This window comes from Pseudomonas fluorescens, from assembly GCF_000967965.1.
GTDB classification, from domain to species: domain Bacteria; phylum Pseudomonadota; class Gammaproteobacteria; order Pseudomonadales; family Pseudomonadaceae; genus Aquipseudomonas; species Aquipseudomonas grandcourensis.
This window is the reverse complement of record NZ_LACC01000014.1, coordinates 122,115-139,115: the sequence shown is the minus strand read 5'-3', so window position 1 is coordinate 139,115 and position 17,001 is coordinate 122,115. Positions and strand designations below refer to the sequence as shown.

At 58.2% G+C, this 17,001-nt stretch carries 13 protein-coding genes and 1 pseudogene; 8 read left to right on the top strand and 6 right to left on the bottom strand.

The genetic code is table 11. The features are described 5' to 3' along the window. Positions 1-256: 256 nt before the first annotated feature. Complete coding sequence (locus VC35_RS29980; protein WP_185754773.1) at positions 257-883, bottom strand: hypothetical protein; 627 nt, start codon at positions 881-883, stop codon at positions 257-259. Positions 884-1,728: 845 nt separating this feature from the next. On the opposite strand from VC35_RS29980, the gene VC35_RS12770 reads away from it, so the two are divergent. After that, the gene (locus VC35_RS12770) at positions 1,729-2,214 is read left to right on the top strand and encodes an adenosine-specific kinase (protein ID WP_046040441.1); all 486 of its coding nucleotides are present in this window, start codon (positions 1,729-1,731) and stop codon (positions 2,212-2,214) included. Positions 2,215-2,295: 81 nt separating this feature from the next. Here the strand turns inward: VC35_RS12770 and VC35_RS12765 are convergent, their stop codons facing one another. Further along, a complete protein-coding gene (locus VC35_RS12765; protein ID WP_080925305.1) occupies positions 2,296-3,390 on the bottom strand; it encodes a helix-turn-helix transcriptional regulator in 1,095 nt (364 codons plus the stop codon). 82 nt (positions 3,391-3,472) lie between these two features. Between VC35_RS12765 and VC35_RS12760 the strand changes: the two genes are divergently transcribed. The 7 genes from VC35_RS12760 to VC35_RS12730 all read left to right on the top strand — a co-directional run bounded on the left by VC35_RS12760 (position 3,473) and on the right by VC35_RS12730 (position 13,073). Next, a complete protein-coding gene (locus tag VC35_RS12760) occupies positions 3,473-5,296 on the top strand; it encodes a DUF1302 domain-containing protein (RefSeq protein WP_052960555.1) in 1,824 nt (607 codons plus the stop codon). A 14-nt stretch (positions 5,297-5,310) separates the two neighbouring features. Continuing rightward, the gene (locus VC35_RS12755; protein WP_223466848.1) at positions 5,311-6,651 is read left to right on the top strand and encodes a DUF1329 domain-containing protein; all 1,341 of its coding nucleotides are present in this window, start codon (positions 5,311-5,313) and stop codon (positions 6,649-6,651) included. Positions 6,652-6,702: 51 nt separating this feature from the next. Beyond that, positions 6,703-8,133, top strand: coding sequence for a DUF1254 domain-containing protein (locus VC35_RS12750; RefSeq protein ID WP_046040439.1), 1,431 nt, complete (start codon positions 6,703-6,705; stop codon positions 8,131-8,133). A gap of 149 nt (positions 8,134-8,282) precedes the next feature. Then, positions 8,283-9,323, top strand: coding sequence for an AraC family transcriptional regulator (locus VC35_RS12745; protein WP_185754772.1), 1,041 nt, complete (start codon positions 8,283-8,285; stop codon positions 9,321-9,323). 124 nt (positions 9,324-9,447) lie between these two features. Then, positions 9,448-10,962 (top strand): DUF1254 domain-containing protein, encoded by a 1,515-nt coding sequence (locus VC35_RS12740; RefSeq protein WP_185754771.1) that lies wholly within the window; start codon positions 9,448-9,450, stop codon positions 10,960-10,962. A 414-nt stretch (positions 10,963-11,376) separates the two neighbouring features. Continuing rightward, positions 11,377-12,186: a glycosyltransferase gene (locus VC35_RS12735; RefSeq protein WP_046040437.1), complete on the top strand. Its 810-nt coding sequence runs from the start codon at positions 11,377-11,379 to the stop codon at positions 12,184-12,186. A gap of 83 nt (positions 12,187-12,269) precedes the next feature. Beyond that, positions 12,270-13,073: a 2OG-Fe(II) oxygenase gene (locus tag VC35_RS12730; protein ID WP_046040435.1), complete on the top strand. Its 804-nt coding sequence runs from the start codon at positions 12,270-12,272 to the stop codon at positions 13,071-13,073. A 106-nt stretch (positions 13,074-13,179) separates the two neighbouring features. On the opposite strand, the gene VC35_RS12725 is transcribed toward VC35_RS12730, so the two are convergent. From VC35_RS12725 to VC35_RS29970, 4 genes and pseudogenes are all read right to left on the bottom strand, one after another. Continuing rightward, positions 13,180-13,929 (bottom strand): hypothetical protein, encoded by a 750-nt coding sequence (locus tag VC35_RS12725; RefSeq protein WP_046040501.1) that lies wholly within the window; start codon positions 13,927-13,929, stop codon positions 13,180-13,182. A 102-nt stretch (positions 13,930-14,031) separates the two neighbouring features. Beyond that, on the bottom strand, positions 14,032-15,609 hold the full coding sequence (locus tag VC35_RS12720) for a DUF5666 domain-containing protein (protein ID WP_046040434.1): 1,578 nt from the start codon (positions 15,607-15,609) through the stop codon (positions 14,032-14,034). Further along, on the bottom strand, positions 15,606-16,448 hold the full coding sequence (locus VC35_RS12715) for a DUF6502 family protein (protein WP_046040433.1): 843 nt from the start codon (positions 16,446-16,448) through the stop codon (positions 15,606-15,608). Before VC35_RS12715 ends, VC35_RS12720 begins: the two co-directional genes overlap by 4 nt. A 157-nt stretch (positions 16,449-16,605) precedes the next feature. Further along, positions 16,606-17,001, bottom strand: a pseudogene (locus tag VC35_RS29970) (hypothetical protein); the annotation flags it as partial.

The following is a 17,001-nucleotide window of genomic DNA, read 5'->3' as shown; positions in this document are numbered from 1 at the left end:
CTAACCCATTACATCCGCTGGATCAGGAAAAAGGAGGGTTTGGGGTTTTGTGAACGGCTGGCAATTGCTTACCCGTCCAGTTCCGTCTCCTCCACCGTCATCCTCGTCAGTGTTTCGGACCTGCGACAGATTTCGAAAAAAAAGTCGCAAGCCCCGCGATTCTTCAGGGCTTGCGACTCATTGCCGATACATCCTTCAAACTCCCGGGACGTCATCGACGGGTATGCCCGTGGTGTTCGTTACCGAACGTACAGGCCTAGTTCTCTACCTCAACCGCGTCGATATCCGGCGCGTCCTGGGCATCCGGGGCGTCCGCTACATCCTCTTTGGCCTCCCTCGCCTTGGCTTTGTCAGCCTCTTTGACTGCGTTCGCCTTGGCCTTGTCAGCCTCTCTCGCTGCGTTCGCCTTGGCTTTGTCAGCCTCTCTCGCTGCGTTCGCCTTGGCTTTGTCAGCCTCTCTGGCTACGTTCGCCTTGGCTTTGGCTGCGTCCCTGGCAGCATCTGCGTCGGCCTTGGCGGCGTCCCGGGCTGCATCCGCCTTAGCTCTGGCGGCGTCTCTGGCTGCATCTGCATCTGCGCGCGGTACGCCAGCAGCTCTTGCGGCATCCCGGGCTGCATCCGCCTCAGCTCTGGCGGCGTCCCGGGCTGCATCCGCCTTAGCTCTGGCGGCGTCCCGGGCTGCATCTGCATCAGCCTTGGCCGCGTCTCTGGCTACATCAGCGTCATTTCTCGCAGCGCCTCTGTCTTCCGCGGCTTCCCTGGCAGCGTCACCCGCGTCTTCTGCGGCTTCCCTGGCTGCATCTGCGGCGTTATCCGCGTCGTTGTCATCGTCGTTGTCACGCGCGTCGTTACGCGCATTGCCTGGGCCTCTGTTCCCGACCATTCCACCATGGTCATCGTCGTTGTCATGCGCATTGCCCGGGCCTCTGTTCCCGGCCATACCACCATGGTCAGCATCGCCACGCCCAGGGCCTGCATGACCGTCACCACCATGGCCGGCTGCACCATGACCGCCTCCGCCGTCACCACCGTGACCACCGCCTCCGGAGCCTCCACTGCCGGAGCCACCACCACCTCCGTTGCCGCCACCACCGTGGCCGCCTCCGCCGTCACCGCCGTGACCACCGCCTCCGGAGCCACCACCGCCACCGCCTCCAGAACCACCACCACCTCCGGAACCGCCGCCACCACCGTGACCACCGCCTCCGGAACCGCCGCCACCGCCGTGACCGCCACCGCCTCCACCGCCGCTGCCGCCGTCTTTGGCATACACGCTGGAGAAACTGCCGATGTAATCGGGCACCAGAACAGTCGATGCAGACAAGACCCCGCCTATTGCCAGAGCCAACAAACATTTCTTGAGCAGCATGATGCACCTCCGCTTGGAGTTGCGTCGTCACCTCCATATCGAACGCAATGTCCAGTGAGTTCCCGGCCGCCCATTGGAGCGGCCAGCCAACCGGCACAGCCATAAATCTGCAGTATTAACGAGCCACTGCGGTTTCCGTACGATCCCTCAGAGCCAGCCGGCATCGCAACGTGGGAAATATTCCCACATCACTTAGATTAGTCCTGTCAGCCCAAGTGTCAACGACCAGATATCAGGTCCAGGGCACGCGCTGAGCAATTGACCAAAAACAGACAGAGGACGCAGCAATAACCAATGAGTAGCTATGCTTGGTTTGTTGCCAGGCTCTCTTGGCAACATCGTGAAAGGAGGTGTTTGAAATGCAACTCATCACGTTGAAAATCGAAAAGCCGGATGCGACGAACTTCATTCTGGGTCAGACGCACTTCATCAAATCTGTCGAGGACATCCACGAAGCGCTGGTCAATACCGTGCCAGGGATCCAGTTTGGCGTGGCCTTTTGTGAAGCCTCTGGCCAATGCCTGGTGCGATGGTCTGGCACCGATAGCTCAATGATTGAACTGGCACAGAAGAATGCGAAAGCCATCGCCGCAGGCCATAGCTTCATCATCTTCCTGGGTGACGGTTTCTATCCGCTGAACGTGTTGAACACCATCAAAATGGTTCCAGAGGTATGCCGTATTTTTTGTGCAACAGCCAATCCAACCGAAGTGATTCTCGCCGAGACGCAGCAAGGGCGAGCAATCCTGGGCGTAGTGGATGGATTTTGTGCCAATGACATCGAAGGTGATGAAGACATTCTGTGGCGCAAGAACTTGCTGCGGCAGATTGGCTACAAGCTGTGAATTGCAGGGCGAGCATTTCGCCAAAGATTTTCCTTTGGCTTCATTTTCTCTGTGCCAGAGTGCTTTTCTGCGATTTGCCCATCACGACCTGGCACCAGGACTGATGCCATACCAACGGCGAAAGGCCCGACTGAAGTTTGATACCTCTCGATACCCCACTCGTTCAGCCACTTCACTCACTGTCAGCTCAGGGTTCGAGAGCAAATCGCGCGCTACGTACCGTCGTTGAATTTCAACAATAGCGTTGAATGTCCAGCCTTCGCGCTGTAATGCCCGATGCAATGTGCGCGAGGTTATGTGCAAACGTTCGGCGGTTTGATCCAGGCCAGGCGCGTGCGCCAGATCAGCCAGCACGATGTTGGCCACCGCTTCAAGCACCGATTCACGGCTGGTTTGCGTCGCATAATTCTTCAACGAGTTCGCCAGGGCATTGCAGACGGCCGGACTGCCGGCTGGGCGTGGCTCACGCAAAGCGTCCATGTCCAGAACCACCTCATCGCGTGGGGCATCGAACTGCACCAGGTCTGCGGCAAGGTTCAGCCAGGGCTCCGGGTTTTCTGGTCGCGGACGCCGAAGGCGTAATTCGCGAATGGCATTGGTGGTACCCGGCAAACCTTTAAGGTGCTGGATTTGCAGCGCGCCCCAGAAATCCAGTTCTTCAACTGCTGGCAACAAGGCATGACCGGGTAGCAAGGCAACGTGCAACAGCCCGTTTTTTTCCTCGATGTGTAATGCCATGTGCCCGGTCCACAGTGGCCAGTAGCGCGACAACTCTTCCAGCGACGCAAACCGGCTGGGCATCAGTTGCATCAGATAGGCCAGACCAAGCATCTGTCCCGGATCACTCTGGCGAGCGGCGGCAAGGCCGATGGCTGGATCACCACTGAGTTCGCGTGCCACTTCCCAGAAGCGTCGGGCAAGAAACGCCGGCAGGCGCACATGGGGCTGGCGCAGGCTGGTCAAACTCACGCCCCAGTCGGCTTGCAATCGCTGCAAGTCCAGACCGCGAGCCTCCAGTTCCTGCACCCCCGAGTTGATTATGCAGACGCATAACGACGGTCTATTTCGATGTGAAGGGAAACGATTTGTCGGCCAATGATTAACGTTTTTCAAGCAAACCCTCCCATCGTTGTCGTCCAGGCGGAGCAGCGTTTTGCACCGTCGCAAGCGCGACATAGTACGGACCTGGCAGCCAACCGCCAGCTCAATGCGCGCTTCAACACACTCACCAATACAACAAAAACAGGTGATTTAGCGCATGAAACGACTCGCCCTTTCTCGCAATCCCACACCGCGCCGATCACGGTTGCGCCCAAGCCTGTCAGTGGCAGGTATCACCCTGGCAACATTGACTGGCCCACTGGCCGCCCAGGCCAGTACCTGGCAAGTGAATGACGACTGGAGCCTGACCAGTAACACCACACTGACCCTGGGCAGCAGTTGGGCCCTGCGCAACGCCGATCCGGATCAACTGACCGTCGCCGATGCCCGGTCAATCGGCAAACGTGGCGCAGGCATCAACTATAACGCCGATGATGGCAAGCTCAACTTCGACAAGGGCGACGCGATCTCGCAGATTTTCAAGGGGCTCACAGAATTCGATCTGAACGATGGCGAACAAGGCGCCTTCGTGCGTGTGAAGTACTGGTATGACCATGCCTATGAAACCGGCAACGGCGACTTCACCCGGTTCGATGACAGCGGCTGGCAAGACCTTGCAAAATTTCAGGGCTTCGAAGTGCTGGATCTTTATGCGTGGAAGAACTTCGAGATCAACGATCACCAACTCAACGTCAAACTGGGCAAGCAGGTATTGTCCTGGGGCGAAGCGCTGTTCCTGCAAAATGGCATCAACGCCATCAACCCGCTGGATGCTTCTGCGTTCAACCGCCCTGGCGTGGAGCTCAAGGAAGGCCAGTTGCCGGTCGAGATGCTCAGTTTCAACTATGACCTGGCCGACAGCCTGAGCCTCGAGGGGTTCTATCAATACAACTTCCGGCCCTCGGTACTGGACGGCTGCGGCACCTTCTTCTCAGTCAGTGACAACACTCAGGAAGGGTGTCAGATGACTCAGGTCATCGTGAATCCAGCCGGCAACCTGACCACTGCGCAGGCGATTCGCGCGCGCGCCTACGAGAGCCGTGGCGCGACTGACTGGCCAAAGGATGGCGGGCAATATGGCCTGGCCCTGCACAAGACGCTTGAATCACTCAATGATGCCGAGCTGGGTCTTTACTACGCCAACTACCACAGCCGCACACCGAGCCTGAACGGGTCAGTGCGCACCAGCCTGGCCGCCGGAACGTTGCCTACCGGCACGTACAACACTGTCTACCCGCAAGACATCCGCCTGTTCGGCATAAGCCTCAACGGTGTGGTCGGCAGCACGGCCGTATTCAGCGAACTGAGCTACCGACCCAACCAACCGCTGTCCTACAACGCCTCCGATGTGGTGGCGGCCATCGCCGGTGCCGGTGCCAGCACGCCGATTTTCGACGGTGTCGCACCGGCACTCGGCAGCGAGGTGCAAGGCTACAAGCGCAAGAAAGTCTGGCAATACAGCCTGGGGGCTACCGACAACATCAGCAACGTGCTGGGTGCCCAGAAACTCACCTGGGCCGCGGAAGCCGGTGCCAACTGGATCGACGACATCAATCTGGAGGAAGAACGCCTGGGCCGCGCCAGTGTGTTCGGTCGGGTGCAGAACAACGGGGCAGCCTGCTTCGTGCCTGCGGTCGGAGGCTTGAGTGCCGCACAAGCGGCCGAAAAGAACGCCGACTTCTGCAACACCCACGGCTTCACCACCGGTTTCTCCTGGGGCTATCGCCTACGGGCGGCACTGGCATTCGAAAGCCTGATTCCGGCCACGGTAGTGACACCCTCGCTGAACTTTCGACATGACGTAGAGGGCTACGGCCCTAACTTCCAGGAGGGGCAAATGGCCGCCGGTGCGGCGCTGACCTTCGACTACCGGAACAACTACTCGCTGGAGTTGGCTTACAACGACTTCTTCGGCACCAACAAATTCTCCACCCTCGATGACCGCGACTTCGCCTCGGTCACCCTCAAGGCCAGTTTCTGATGATGAACCTAACCATGACCGGATTTCCTTTCGCCCTTTCCCTGATCACCGTGTTGTGCTGCAGCCCGGCACTGGCCAAACAGAGCGATGCCACTCGACTGGACAACACCTTGACGCCCATCGGAGCCGAACGCGGCGCCAATGCCGACGGCAGTATTCCGGCCTGGAGTGGCGGCCTCAAACCCGGTGCCGCAGCCGTCAGCAGCGACGGTAACTACGCCGACCCGTTTGCCGGGGAGAAGCCTCTGTACACCGTCGACAAGAGCAACCTGGCGCAATACAAGCCCCAGCTCAGTCCCGGTCAGCAGGCCATGTTTTCCCGCTATCCCGAATACCACATGCGGGTGTTTGCGACCCACCGTACCGCGCGCCTGCCGCAGAAGTACCAGGAGCAAACCCGCGCCAACCTGGCCACGGTGTCCCTCGAAGAAGGTGGCTATGGCCTCAAAGGCTACCAGTTCGGCGTTCCGTTTCCCGAACCGACCGATGCCCTCGAAGTGTTGTGGAACCACCTGACACGTTTCCGTGGCGGTGCCGTTCGGCGCGAGTTCGCCTCGGCCGTCGTGCAGGCACGGGGCGACTCCACGGTGGTCACATACGATGCGATGAGCGCCTTTCGCGAGAACGTCACAGACATTGAACCGGACGCCAACGTGCTGTTTTTCAACCGGGTGTTGACCCTGACACCCTCGCGTTACTCCGGCGAAGTGACCCTGATCCAGGAACCGCTGAACCAGATCACCGAACCGCGTGCGGCCTGGCAGTACATCCCGGGTCAGCGTCGCGTGCGTCGCGCGCCTACAGTGGCCTATGACAGTAGCGCACGCTACAGCTTCGGCCAGGTGGTGTCCGATAGCGTAGACGGCTACAACGGTGCCCCGGATCGCTACGACTGGAAGCTGATCGGCAAGCAGGAAATGCTGGTCGGTTACAACGCCTTCCAATTGGCCAACAAGGCACTCAAGTACGCCGACATTCTCAAGCCTGGCTACCTCAATCCGGATCTGGTGCGCTATGAAAAACACCGCGTCTGGGTGATCGAGGCGTCTCTCAAGCCCACTGCCCGGCACGTCTATGCCAAGCGTCGCTTTTACATCGATGAGGACTCCTGGCAAATCATGGCCTCGGACATCTACGACAGCCGCGGCGAGTTGTGGCGCAACTACGAGGCGTACTTGACCCAGCAGCATGACATCGAGCTGCCGATCACTGCGGTGGAGGCTACCTATGACCTGATCTCCGGCGGTTATGCGACCAACTACATGACCAACGAAGTACCGAAGAAAATGGACGTCGGTTTCACCACGCAAAAAGCCGAGTTCACTCCAGCCCAACTCAAGCGCCTGGGCAAGTAAGCCCGCCAGGCTCCCCCGCCTGCTCATCGCTTCGTATTCAAGGACACGCTGATGGACGATTTGAACGATGTAACCGAACTGTTCGAGCAACGCCGGCACCTGCTCAAAGGCTTTGCCGTCGCCGGTCTGATCGGTGGTCTGGGCGCCCTATTGCCTGGTGCGCGCCTGCTGGCCGCCGACAATCGAGAGGAACAGGCCTACCAGTTGGGGCTCGCCGCATACGTGTATGGCTACCCACTGATTTACTTCGCCCGCCTGCGTTACAAGCGAATGATGGAAGGCGATCCGATGGTCGGTGAAAAGCACCGCTATGGCGCCTTTATTCACCGCCGGCAGACGGTGACTCCGGCAGTGCCGGGCATGCCGCAGACCGATACCCTCTACTCCAACTTCTGGGGTGACCTGCGGCAGGAGCCACTGCTGCTGCGCATTCCGGCGATTGCCTCGCGATACTGGAGCGTTCAGCTGTGTGACCTGTTTGGCGTAGGCTTTGGTGTACCCAATCACCGGGAGTTGACTGGCGAGACACTGATCGCGATGGTCGGCCCGCAATGGCAGGGCACGCTGCCAAGTGAAGTGGCCAAGGTTTACCGGGCGCCTTCGCCGTTGGTGTTCGGCGTGTTGCGCCTGTACTTCACTGACGAGGCGGATCGCCAGCAAGTGATCGCGCTTCAGGAGCACTTCAAGCTGTGCCCATTGAGCGCGTACGGTCAACCCGACTGGCAAGCGCCGCCTGCCCAGGTCTTCCAACCGACAGACGTGCAAGCGGACGCGTTGGCCGACTTCAAGACCTTGCAGCTGATGTTGCGAGAATGCCCGCCCCCGCAACATGACGGCAGCCTGCTGTCGACATTTACCACCATTGGCCTGGGCGCCAGCCAGCCATCAGACTTTTCCACACTCGACGAGGACATTCTCCGAGGTCTGTTGCGGGCCGAAATCGATGGTCGCGCCAGGGTGACTGCCACCACCAAAAACCTGCCCGGCAATCTGTCGAGCAATGGCTGGTTGTACCCGCTCAAGCACATAGGCACGTATGGCGACGACTTCCGCTATCGGGCTGGCATGGCCTTGCTGGGTACCGTGGCATTGCCCATCAGCGAAACCATCTATCTGATGTACCAGAAGGATACGACTGGCCACTTGCTCGACGGCAGTGCCCGTTATCGCGTGACATTCCCCGCCGGCAAACTGCCCGAGGCTCGGGCGTTCTGGTCCATCCACCTGTACCGCTACGAAGGCTATACGGTGATCCCCAATCCGTTGAACCGGTATTCCGTGGGCAGCCGTTCGCACTTATTGCCGTCCCCCGACGGTTCGATCACCCTGTACCTGCAAGCCAATGATCCGGGCGATGATAAAACCGCGAACTGGCTGCCGACCGAGGCCGGCAAGCCGTTCCTGATGATTTTGCGGGGTTATGAACCTACAGGTGATTTTGCTGCCCTGACCTGGCCAGGCCCCTTCGTTAGCCGCGCCTGACTTTGATTGCTGCTCAGCCACATCGACGCTTGGGGCCATGCCCCCTTGAACCGCCCCGGACTTAAGCGTCGGGGCGTTTTTTTTCGCGCCTTGCACAACCCGGGACCGCCAGCCATCCTGTGTCATTCACTTTCGATTGCGCCAAAGCCATGAGCCATGCCACAGCCGCCTCCCCAACGCTGGCCCAGTCAACATTGGCCACAGTGGTCAGTGCTATCGCCGGCACACTGCGGGGTGCCTACGCAATCGATCCGGAGCCTGTGCTGTTGAGTGTCGGTATCGACCCTGCGGTGATGCTCGACAGCGAGCTGCGACTAACGATGACGACACTCAGTCCGCTCTGGCTTCGCTGTGTCGAGTTGACCGGTGATGAAGCGTTTGGCTTGCGCGTGGCCCGGTACTTTCAGCCCGCACAGTTCTATGGCATTGACCTGGCACTCTGTACCAGCGCCACCTTTGGCGAGGCCTTGCAGCGCCATGTACAGATTATTCGCGTGTTGACCACTATCGCACTGCCTCAACTCTCGATAGATGCCAATGGAGACTGTCGCCTGGAAATCCGTCGGCACGGGCCGCAACGTCCTACCGATGCTGCACTCGACTGCTTCTTCCAGGCTTTTTGCATTCGCCTGTTCGAGCGTCAGACCGGCTTGCACGCGCGGCAGTTACTACGTCGCCTGGAATTGCCCCGCCCTCCTCCCAAGGACCCTACGCCCTGGCGGGCACTGGGATTGCCGGTAACGTTTGGCTGTGCCTGTGGTGCGATGGTTTTCAAGTTTGAAAGCCTGGCAATGCCCCTGCCCGGAGCCAATCCGCATCTGCTGGCTCAATTGGAACAACCCATCCTGCGATATCTGGCGCAACTTGGACTACCGCTGCCCCCCAGCGCGCTACGTTCGCGCCTGGCCGACATGCTCACCGAAACTCCCGATGTCCAGCAACTGGCGACCGAGCTGGACATCTGCCCGAAGTTGCTGCGTCGCAACTTGACAAGCCAGGGCCTGACCTTCAGCCAGTTACTCGATCAGGCACGCGAGGCTCAAGCGCTGGTGCTTCTGGCCAATCCGGCACTGAGTCTGGAACAGGTTGCCAGCAAACTGGGATTCAGCAGCACCAGCAGTCTGGTGCGCGCTTTTCGACGATGGCAAAACAACACACCCATGGCCTATCGACGCCAGGCGCTTGGTTAGTTCACAAAGCTCAAAGGTGCCCATGAGCAGCGCCAAGCGTGAGTGCATTTACCTGAGCTTGAAAACTCAGCACACTTAAACGGCCCAAGGACTTTGGGCTTGCGCACATACACAGGACGTTTTTATGCAACTCAAGCACCCATTCATTCGCACCACGCTTGCCGCATCCCTGATGCTTACACTAGGCCAGGCACCGTTCGCTGAACCGGCAACATACAAAATGACCACGCCCATTCCAACCGAGATCCAGACGCCAGACAGCGTCGATACGTCGATTGGTGAACTGAAGTTCTTCGATGGCGTACCCACCAGGGAGACCTCCAGGAAACTCTACGACCACCTGGACTTTCTGCGTGGTGTCGAAGTCTTTCTGAACGGCATTCCTGGCGCTTCCATGGTGGCGATCCGTACCGGATTGCGAGAAGTCGGCGCGGAAAATGGCACTGTCGGGATCTTTGAAAACCTGATGGATTCACGGTCGCTGTTTCTGACCGCCAATACCGAGACTATTTACTTCTGGAGCTGGCTGGACCTCAAAGATGGTCCGCTCATTATCGAAACCCCGCCCAATATCCTCGGGGTCATCGACGACTTCTGGTTCCGTTATGTAGTCGACCTGGGTAACGCAGGTCCGGATAAAGGCAAGGGCGGCAAATATGTACTCGTCCCGCCAGGCTATGAGGGCAAGTTGCCTGAGGGGTATTTCGTGGTGAAGTCCCCCACCTACGGGAACCTGCTGTTTGGCCGTGCATTCATGGAGAACGGTGATACCAGGCCAGGTGTAGCGAGCCTGAAAAAAGGTCTGCGCGTTTATCCACTGACGTCGCTCAAGTCGCCACCGCAAACCAGGTTCATCAGCCTCTCCGGCAAACAGATGAATACCATCCACGCCAATACCTTCAAGTTCTATGAAGAGCTGAACCAGATCGTCCAGGAAGAACCTGCAGGTGCCTACGGTCCGGACATGACCGGGCTCATGGCCGCCATCGGGATGCAGAAAGGCAAACCCTTCGAGCCTGATGCACGCATGAAAAAAATCCTGACTGACTCGGTCGCTGTCGGGAATGCCACGGCACGCTCAATCGATTTCGATAACCGCAATCCCATGGCGCTGATCTATCCCGACCGTCACTGGACCACTCCGTTCATTGGCGGCAGTTATGAGTGGTTGAATGACGGCGCCCGAAATTTCGATGCGCGCACCATGTTTTTCTATGCGGCCACGGTCAATACCCCTGCGATGGCCATCGCCATGCCAGGTATCGGCTCGCAATACACGGCAGCCAACTTCGACAATGAAGGCAACCCTTTTGATGGTGCGAAAACCTATCGGTTAAGAGTACCGGCCAATGTCCCCGCCAAAGACTTTTGGTCAGTCGTGCTGTATGACACCCAGACCCGCTCGATGCTCCAGACAGACACCCAGTTCCCAAGCTTGAGCAGTGCCAAGGGCCTGAAAGCCAACGTCGACGGATCGGTTGATCTCTATTTTGCGCCGAGCAAACCGGCCAACGCCGAAAACTGGATTCAAACCATACCGGGCAAAAGCTGGATGACCATCTTCCGCCTGTACGGTCCACTGAAACCCTGGTTCGATAAGAGCTGGCAATTGAATGACATTGAACCGGTCAAGCAATAGCCAAACGAGCGGCTCACGAAAGCTTGTCGGGCACAAAGCCCATGGGGAGCACCTGATGTGGTCGCTCCCCCTGAAAATGAATCGCGCGCACGCATGCTTAACCGGCCCATCTACGCGGCGCGTAATGCCCGACGCAAGAGCGGCTCACACCGTCCCAAGACGCTGGCCTGTCCAGCCTCATGATGTAACGAATCAAGTCAAAATGTTTACCTGCAGAGCAGATCCTTATACGATGAACTCCGTTTCTACTGCTCTCCGTCGGGCCTGAGCAGGCCTTGGTTATTATGCATGACAAAGCGACTTAACAAATTGTGCTCTATGGCCACGCAAGATTTTGCGCAAAAAACATTCAAGAACTGTATACAGGTTCAATCATTCGTATAACCAAATACAAAAACATTGAGCACCTGAACGATGAACAACCCTGATTTACTGGCCGAAAGCTCCAAAGCCTTCAGCATAGTTATAGTAAATTACAAAACACCAGAAATTACCAAGATATGCCTGGACTTATTGCACCAGCATTTTGGCAGCAACAGCGTCCCGGTATGGGTGGTTGACAACTATTCCGCCGATGAGAGCACTGAGTACTTACGAACTCTTGACTGGATCAATTTGATCGAGCGCTCTGTTTCCGCACCAGAAGCGGGCCATATTGCACATGGCAAGGCACTTGACCTGGTTCTGGAACGAATTGACACCGATTATTTATTCCTGATGCACACCGATACATTTGTTTTCGACAAGAATGTTTTTCCGATGATGCTGAATAAATGCTTGAAAAATCCAAAGGTCGCGGCCGTCGGTTGTGTCGAGCAATTAAACCGCGGTACCACGCGATCTGTCTGGCGCTATAGCTCACGACTGTTCAAACATCACTTCAGACGTCTGAAAATCTCCATGGGATTACGTTCCAGAGAACCAAAACCGTACAAAGAAGTCTATTTGAAAAGTTTCTGCACGCTATGGAACTGCAAACTTGTCAAACAGCACAATATGCACTTTTCGATGGATGATCGAGTGCCAGGCTATACACTCCAGGACCGCATGATCGAGCTGGGTTATGTCGTAGAAATGTTATCACCGGGTAAAATCTTCAGTTATCTGGATCACATTCAGGCCGGCACTGTCGCAGCGGCTGGCGGCTATGATAAAACTCATAGACGAACCAAAATGTACAACAACATCCTTAAGCGTCTGAACAAGGACGACAGAAAAAATTAAGCTACGAACAGACGCAACGAGCAGTGCGTTCAACGCTGTTTCAAGTCACCCAAAAGTCGTTTTATCAAGTTACTGGAGCGGTAATGGCACCCATCACTCAAGCACTACCTATCACCCTGTCCCCGGAGCTTGATTTCGACCAAAATGCCGCCAGCGCCTTTGGTGCCTCGTTGACCGGCAGCTATGTTCAGGCTACGCCATTTCCGCACATAGTCATCGACAACTTCTTGCACGAAGACCTGATTGCGAGCATCTGCTCGCACTTCCCGGTCGAGCCAACCAACAACGAAATGCTCTACGAGCGCGGCTATAAAGGTCAACGCAAACGTCAAATCAGCCCCAACGAATGCGACGCCTATTTGAAGACTGTTTTCAACGCCTTTAACTCGGCCCCCATGTTGCAGTTTCTTGAAAAGCTCACAGGCATCGAGGGATTGATACCCGACCCCTACTTTAGCGGTGGCGGCCTGCATGAAACGAAAAGCGGTGGTTTCCTGGGGGTGCACTCGGACTTCAGGCTCAACAAAAAGCTTAATGTCGAGCGCAGACTGAACATCATCATTTATCTGAATGAAGACTGGCAGGAGGAATACGGCGGCAACCTGGAACTTTGGGATGTCGGCATGAAGACCTGCCTTAAGAAAGTCCTGCCCATTTATAATCGCTGTGTCATTTTCAACACAGACAAGGACAGCAATCATGGGCACCCGGAGCCTTTAACCACTCCGGAGCACATCACCCGCAGGTCTATCGCGCTTTATTACTACACTGCGGGAACCATGGCGATCGATCCGGCACAAAGAAACAAAACCCACTACAAACCAAGGCCCAAGGATCGTTTAAGCCTGAAGTACTACATCAATAAACTGATCAAGAAGAAAAACTGAACTGCAAAGCGCCCGGAAACGGACAATGGCGTCATACCGCGGACCAGCAGGAATTGTCCCGGTATGTCGATACCGAACAGGGCGCGCAGCAGGTAACGGCCAGGAATCAGTAAACGTGGCTGAGCAACAGTCCGGCCTCACCATCCGGGCTGGCGTCAGAAAATCCCTTGACGGCATACAACTGAAACTTCCATTCCTGATTGAGCTTGTGCGTGAGGAAGAGCGTGATTTCCTTGATCTCGTCGCCCGTGGAAACAACCTTCTGCCGCCAGTCGTAGGACACGCCCGCCGTGGTGCGCGCGAACACAGGCATGGCGAAGCCCAGGCCGGCGAATATCGGGTTGTCGAAGTTGGAGCCCGACGGGTCACCGAACTTTTTCCAGCCTAGGGTAGCGAACCCGGTCACAGGACCGAAGGCTTTGGCAACATCGACCTGGGCGGAATAGTCGGTTTTGCCGGTGCCCAGGCACTTGTCTTCGTCGGCGGTGGGCAACTTGACCTTGCCGATCAGGTCCACGAACAGCCCGCTAACGCTGCCGTCGAGTACGGCATAGTCGGCACCGGCAACGGTGTCGCCCAGACCGCTTTCCACCTTGCCGCAACCGCCAGGCAGTGGCTCGCCGTCAGGGCCGACCGAAGGATTGGTGATGCGTAGCCAGGGCACAGTGAGCTTATAGGTCATGGGACCGGTTTCGTACCTGCCCACCAGCGGGACGTACCAGGTTTCGGACGTAGTACCGGTGCCATAGTCGCCTCGCGAGTAGTCGGTTCCGATTGAGGTCGTGAAGGTATCGGCCAAGGCCGGCAAGGCCAGGCTGGCAAGCCAACCGACGAGCAGGATGCGCTTGGGGTCCATGTTCACCTCGTGTCTGGCGTCATCGAAGTTCACACGCATGTTTTGTTGCGTGACTTACCCAGCCTAGTTACTTATGACGAAAGTGCATCATGGCTGCACTGTTTAACCCGACCTGCCGGAGTGATCGATTTTCTCAACCGGCTCAACCTTCTCGACTTTTTCTACCTTCTCAACTTTTTCTGGCCGATCAACCTTCTCTACCTTCTCTGGCCGATCAACTTTCTCGACTTTCTCCGGACGTTCTACCTTCTCTACTTTCTCTACCCGCTCTACCCTCTCCACTCTCTCGACTTTGCCGGATTGATCGACCTTCTCGACTCGCTCTGACTTGCCAGACTTGTCCACGTCAACGCGCTCTATATTGTCGCCACCGCCATGACTGTCACTGCCCCCGTGGCTAGTATCGTCGATGACACTGCCCGCGCTCTCGGAGCGACCGCTCCTGTCACTGCCCGAGTTCCCCGAATCCCCCGAACTGCCAGAGTTGCCAGAGCCGCTCGAGTTGCCCGAGCCACTTGAGTTGTCGGTGTCTTGCTCGCTGGAACCGAGTCGTCCGTGCCGGTTACTTGTTGGCGAATCGGAGCGCTCGCGAGGCAATTCGATACGCGTTGCCTGCACCTCCCGCGCGCCGGTGAACACGCCGTTGATCCGCACGCGTCGATCCAGCGTCAGCTGCGAAGCCTGCACACCGACAAACACGGTGTCGCGTGCCAGCGTCACATTAAAGCCACCCACCACCAAATGGCGGTCCTGCCGGCTCTGTACCAGGCCCTCGATCACCGCATTGTGTGCCCGGCCAATGAAAGGCAGGCTCGGATCGGGGCGGCTTTGGTTCACGTCCAGTTCGCGACCGGACCAGTGGCCGCGCACCAGCATTTCCTGCGCCGGGCCTGGGTGATTGCTGAGTTTGATTCCCTGGAGATAGCCGCTGCGATCCACCGGGCCGATGGCACTGGCCTCCTTGAGGCCGGGCGCCCGGTCGATACGGCTGGCCACCACTTCGCCACGAGCATCGCGCAGCCCGCTGACCCGTACGGGATCACCCAGGCGCAGACCGGCAGTGACCTGGGCACCGTTGGCCAGGCGTACCGGTTGCCCCATGACGCGCATGGGCATGGAATCGCGTGGCAGGGCTGTCAAAGGGCCTTCGTAGGCGTGCAGGATAGAAATGCGCCCAGCCTCCAGACCGCGCCGTGAGTTGAACGCTTCCACGGCAACCACTTGGCCTATCGCCAGGCTGGTACTGGAGGTGGCAATGCCGTTCTCGTTGACCGGAACGTTTTTGTTGAAGTGCACTTCCACGCCATTGACGCAGATCGAGGCAAACCCGGTGATGGTGCCGACAATGCCGGTGCCACCGATTCCTCCGTTATCGTTGCTGATGCCCGTACCACCCACGCCGCCTGCAACGGCACCAGTGCCGCCAATGCCGCCAGGGCGTTTTTTCAGCGGTGCGCCGGTACCGCCGATCCCGCCGTTGTCGGTGTCGATGCCGGTACCGCCCATGCCGCCAGGCGCTGCGCCCGTACCGCCGGTACCTCCCGGCACCTGGATGAGCGGCACTTCGCTGGTGCCCGCGTCATTCTGGCTGACACAGGCTGGGGCGGCTTGCAGCACAATCGGAAGCCCGAGGCCCAGAGCGAGGGCGATTGCACGAATCAGGCGCAATTTGACGGTCATGATTCAGGAGCTTTTGGCGAATTGGGATCGGAAGCTTCAGTGTAGAAGTAAAGGCCGACCGTGATGCGCTGACGCGGTTCAAGGCTGGGCAGATCCCGAAATTCCAGTTCGGCGGCGAGTCGATTGAAGCTCAACAGGGCCTGCATTCCCTCGCTGGCCACGGCCTCGCGCAACGCCTCGACGCTCATCGGGGCCAGTGCGTCATAGTGGACGCTACGTTCAAAAAAGGCCGGGCCTTCGCTGCTCAGATTGTGTACCGCAGCGCAGGCATGATCGTGCAGGTTATGCCCCAGGTAAGCGGTTTTCTCATCGAAGCCCTTTTGTGGCACGAAGGCCTGGGCTTCAAGGTGCACACGCTCCTGTTCGTCGAGGCGCACGACCCCCAGGCGCAGCCATTCGTCCAACACCACCCGCGCCCTGATATCGGTGCTGACCTTCGCTACCAAGGCGTCAAAGGAACGGTCGCCGCCGACACTGGCCAATCGAGGCAGTGGCAGTGGCTGGCCGGCGTCGTTGCAGAAAGGCGCGCGGGCCCAGGCGTTGACCAGTTGCGCACCGAACGTGATGTTTTCCGGAAGCGTGGAAGCAGCCGGGTCGCCGGTATTGCGCAAGCGCCGTACATCCTTGCGATGCACACCGGTGAGCAGGCTGATGCGGCTGTCGCTCGGTGCCTTCTCGCCCAGGCGGAACTCACGGTCCGCCACTTCGACGAAAACCTCCTTGAGCAGGTCGGCAAATACCAGGTAGGTGACGCCTTTGCGCAGCATCAGGCGCACCAGCGGCTGCATGACATGCCGCAAGGCTTTGAGGAGCGAGGTGGGCAACGTGGACGATTGCATTCAGCGAATTCCTGGATAGATAACCCCAGTATAGCCATGTGGGAAATAATCCCATGAACCCACGTGCGTATTTTTTGCCGCGCCTCATGCAAAACCGGTCCCCAGGGTTTTGCATGAGCCACTAAACGCTTCAGATCCGGCTGTTGTCGTCGCCGGGTTAGCCGCCGGCATGGACGCCGCGGTCATCACCCGGCTCGCCGCCGACGTGGACACCGCGGTCATCACCCGGCTCACCGCCGACGTGGACACCGTGGTCATCACCAGGCTCGCCGCCAACGTGGACGCCGTGGTCATCACCAGGCTCGCCGCCAACGTGGACGCCGTGGTCGTCACCGGCCTCGCCGCGGGCGTGATTGCCGTGGTCGTCACCCGCTTCCGCATGGGTACCACCGCGACCGGAATTCGCGCTTCCTGGACCGGAATTACCTGAATTGCCATGGTCGCCGCTGCTGTGACCGCTGTTGCCACCGCTTCCACTGTTACCGCCGTGGCCACTGTTGCCGCCATTCCCGCTGTTACCGCCGTGGCCACTATTGCCGCCATTCCCGCTGTT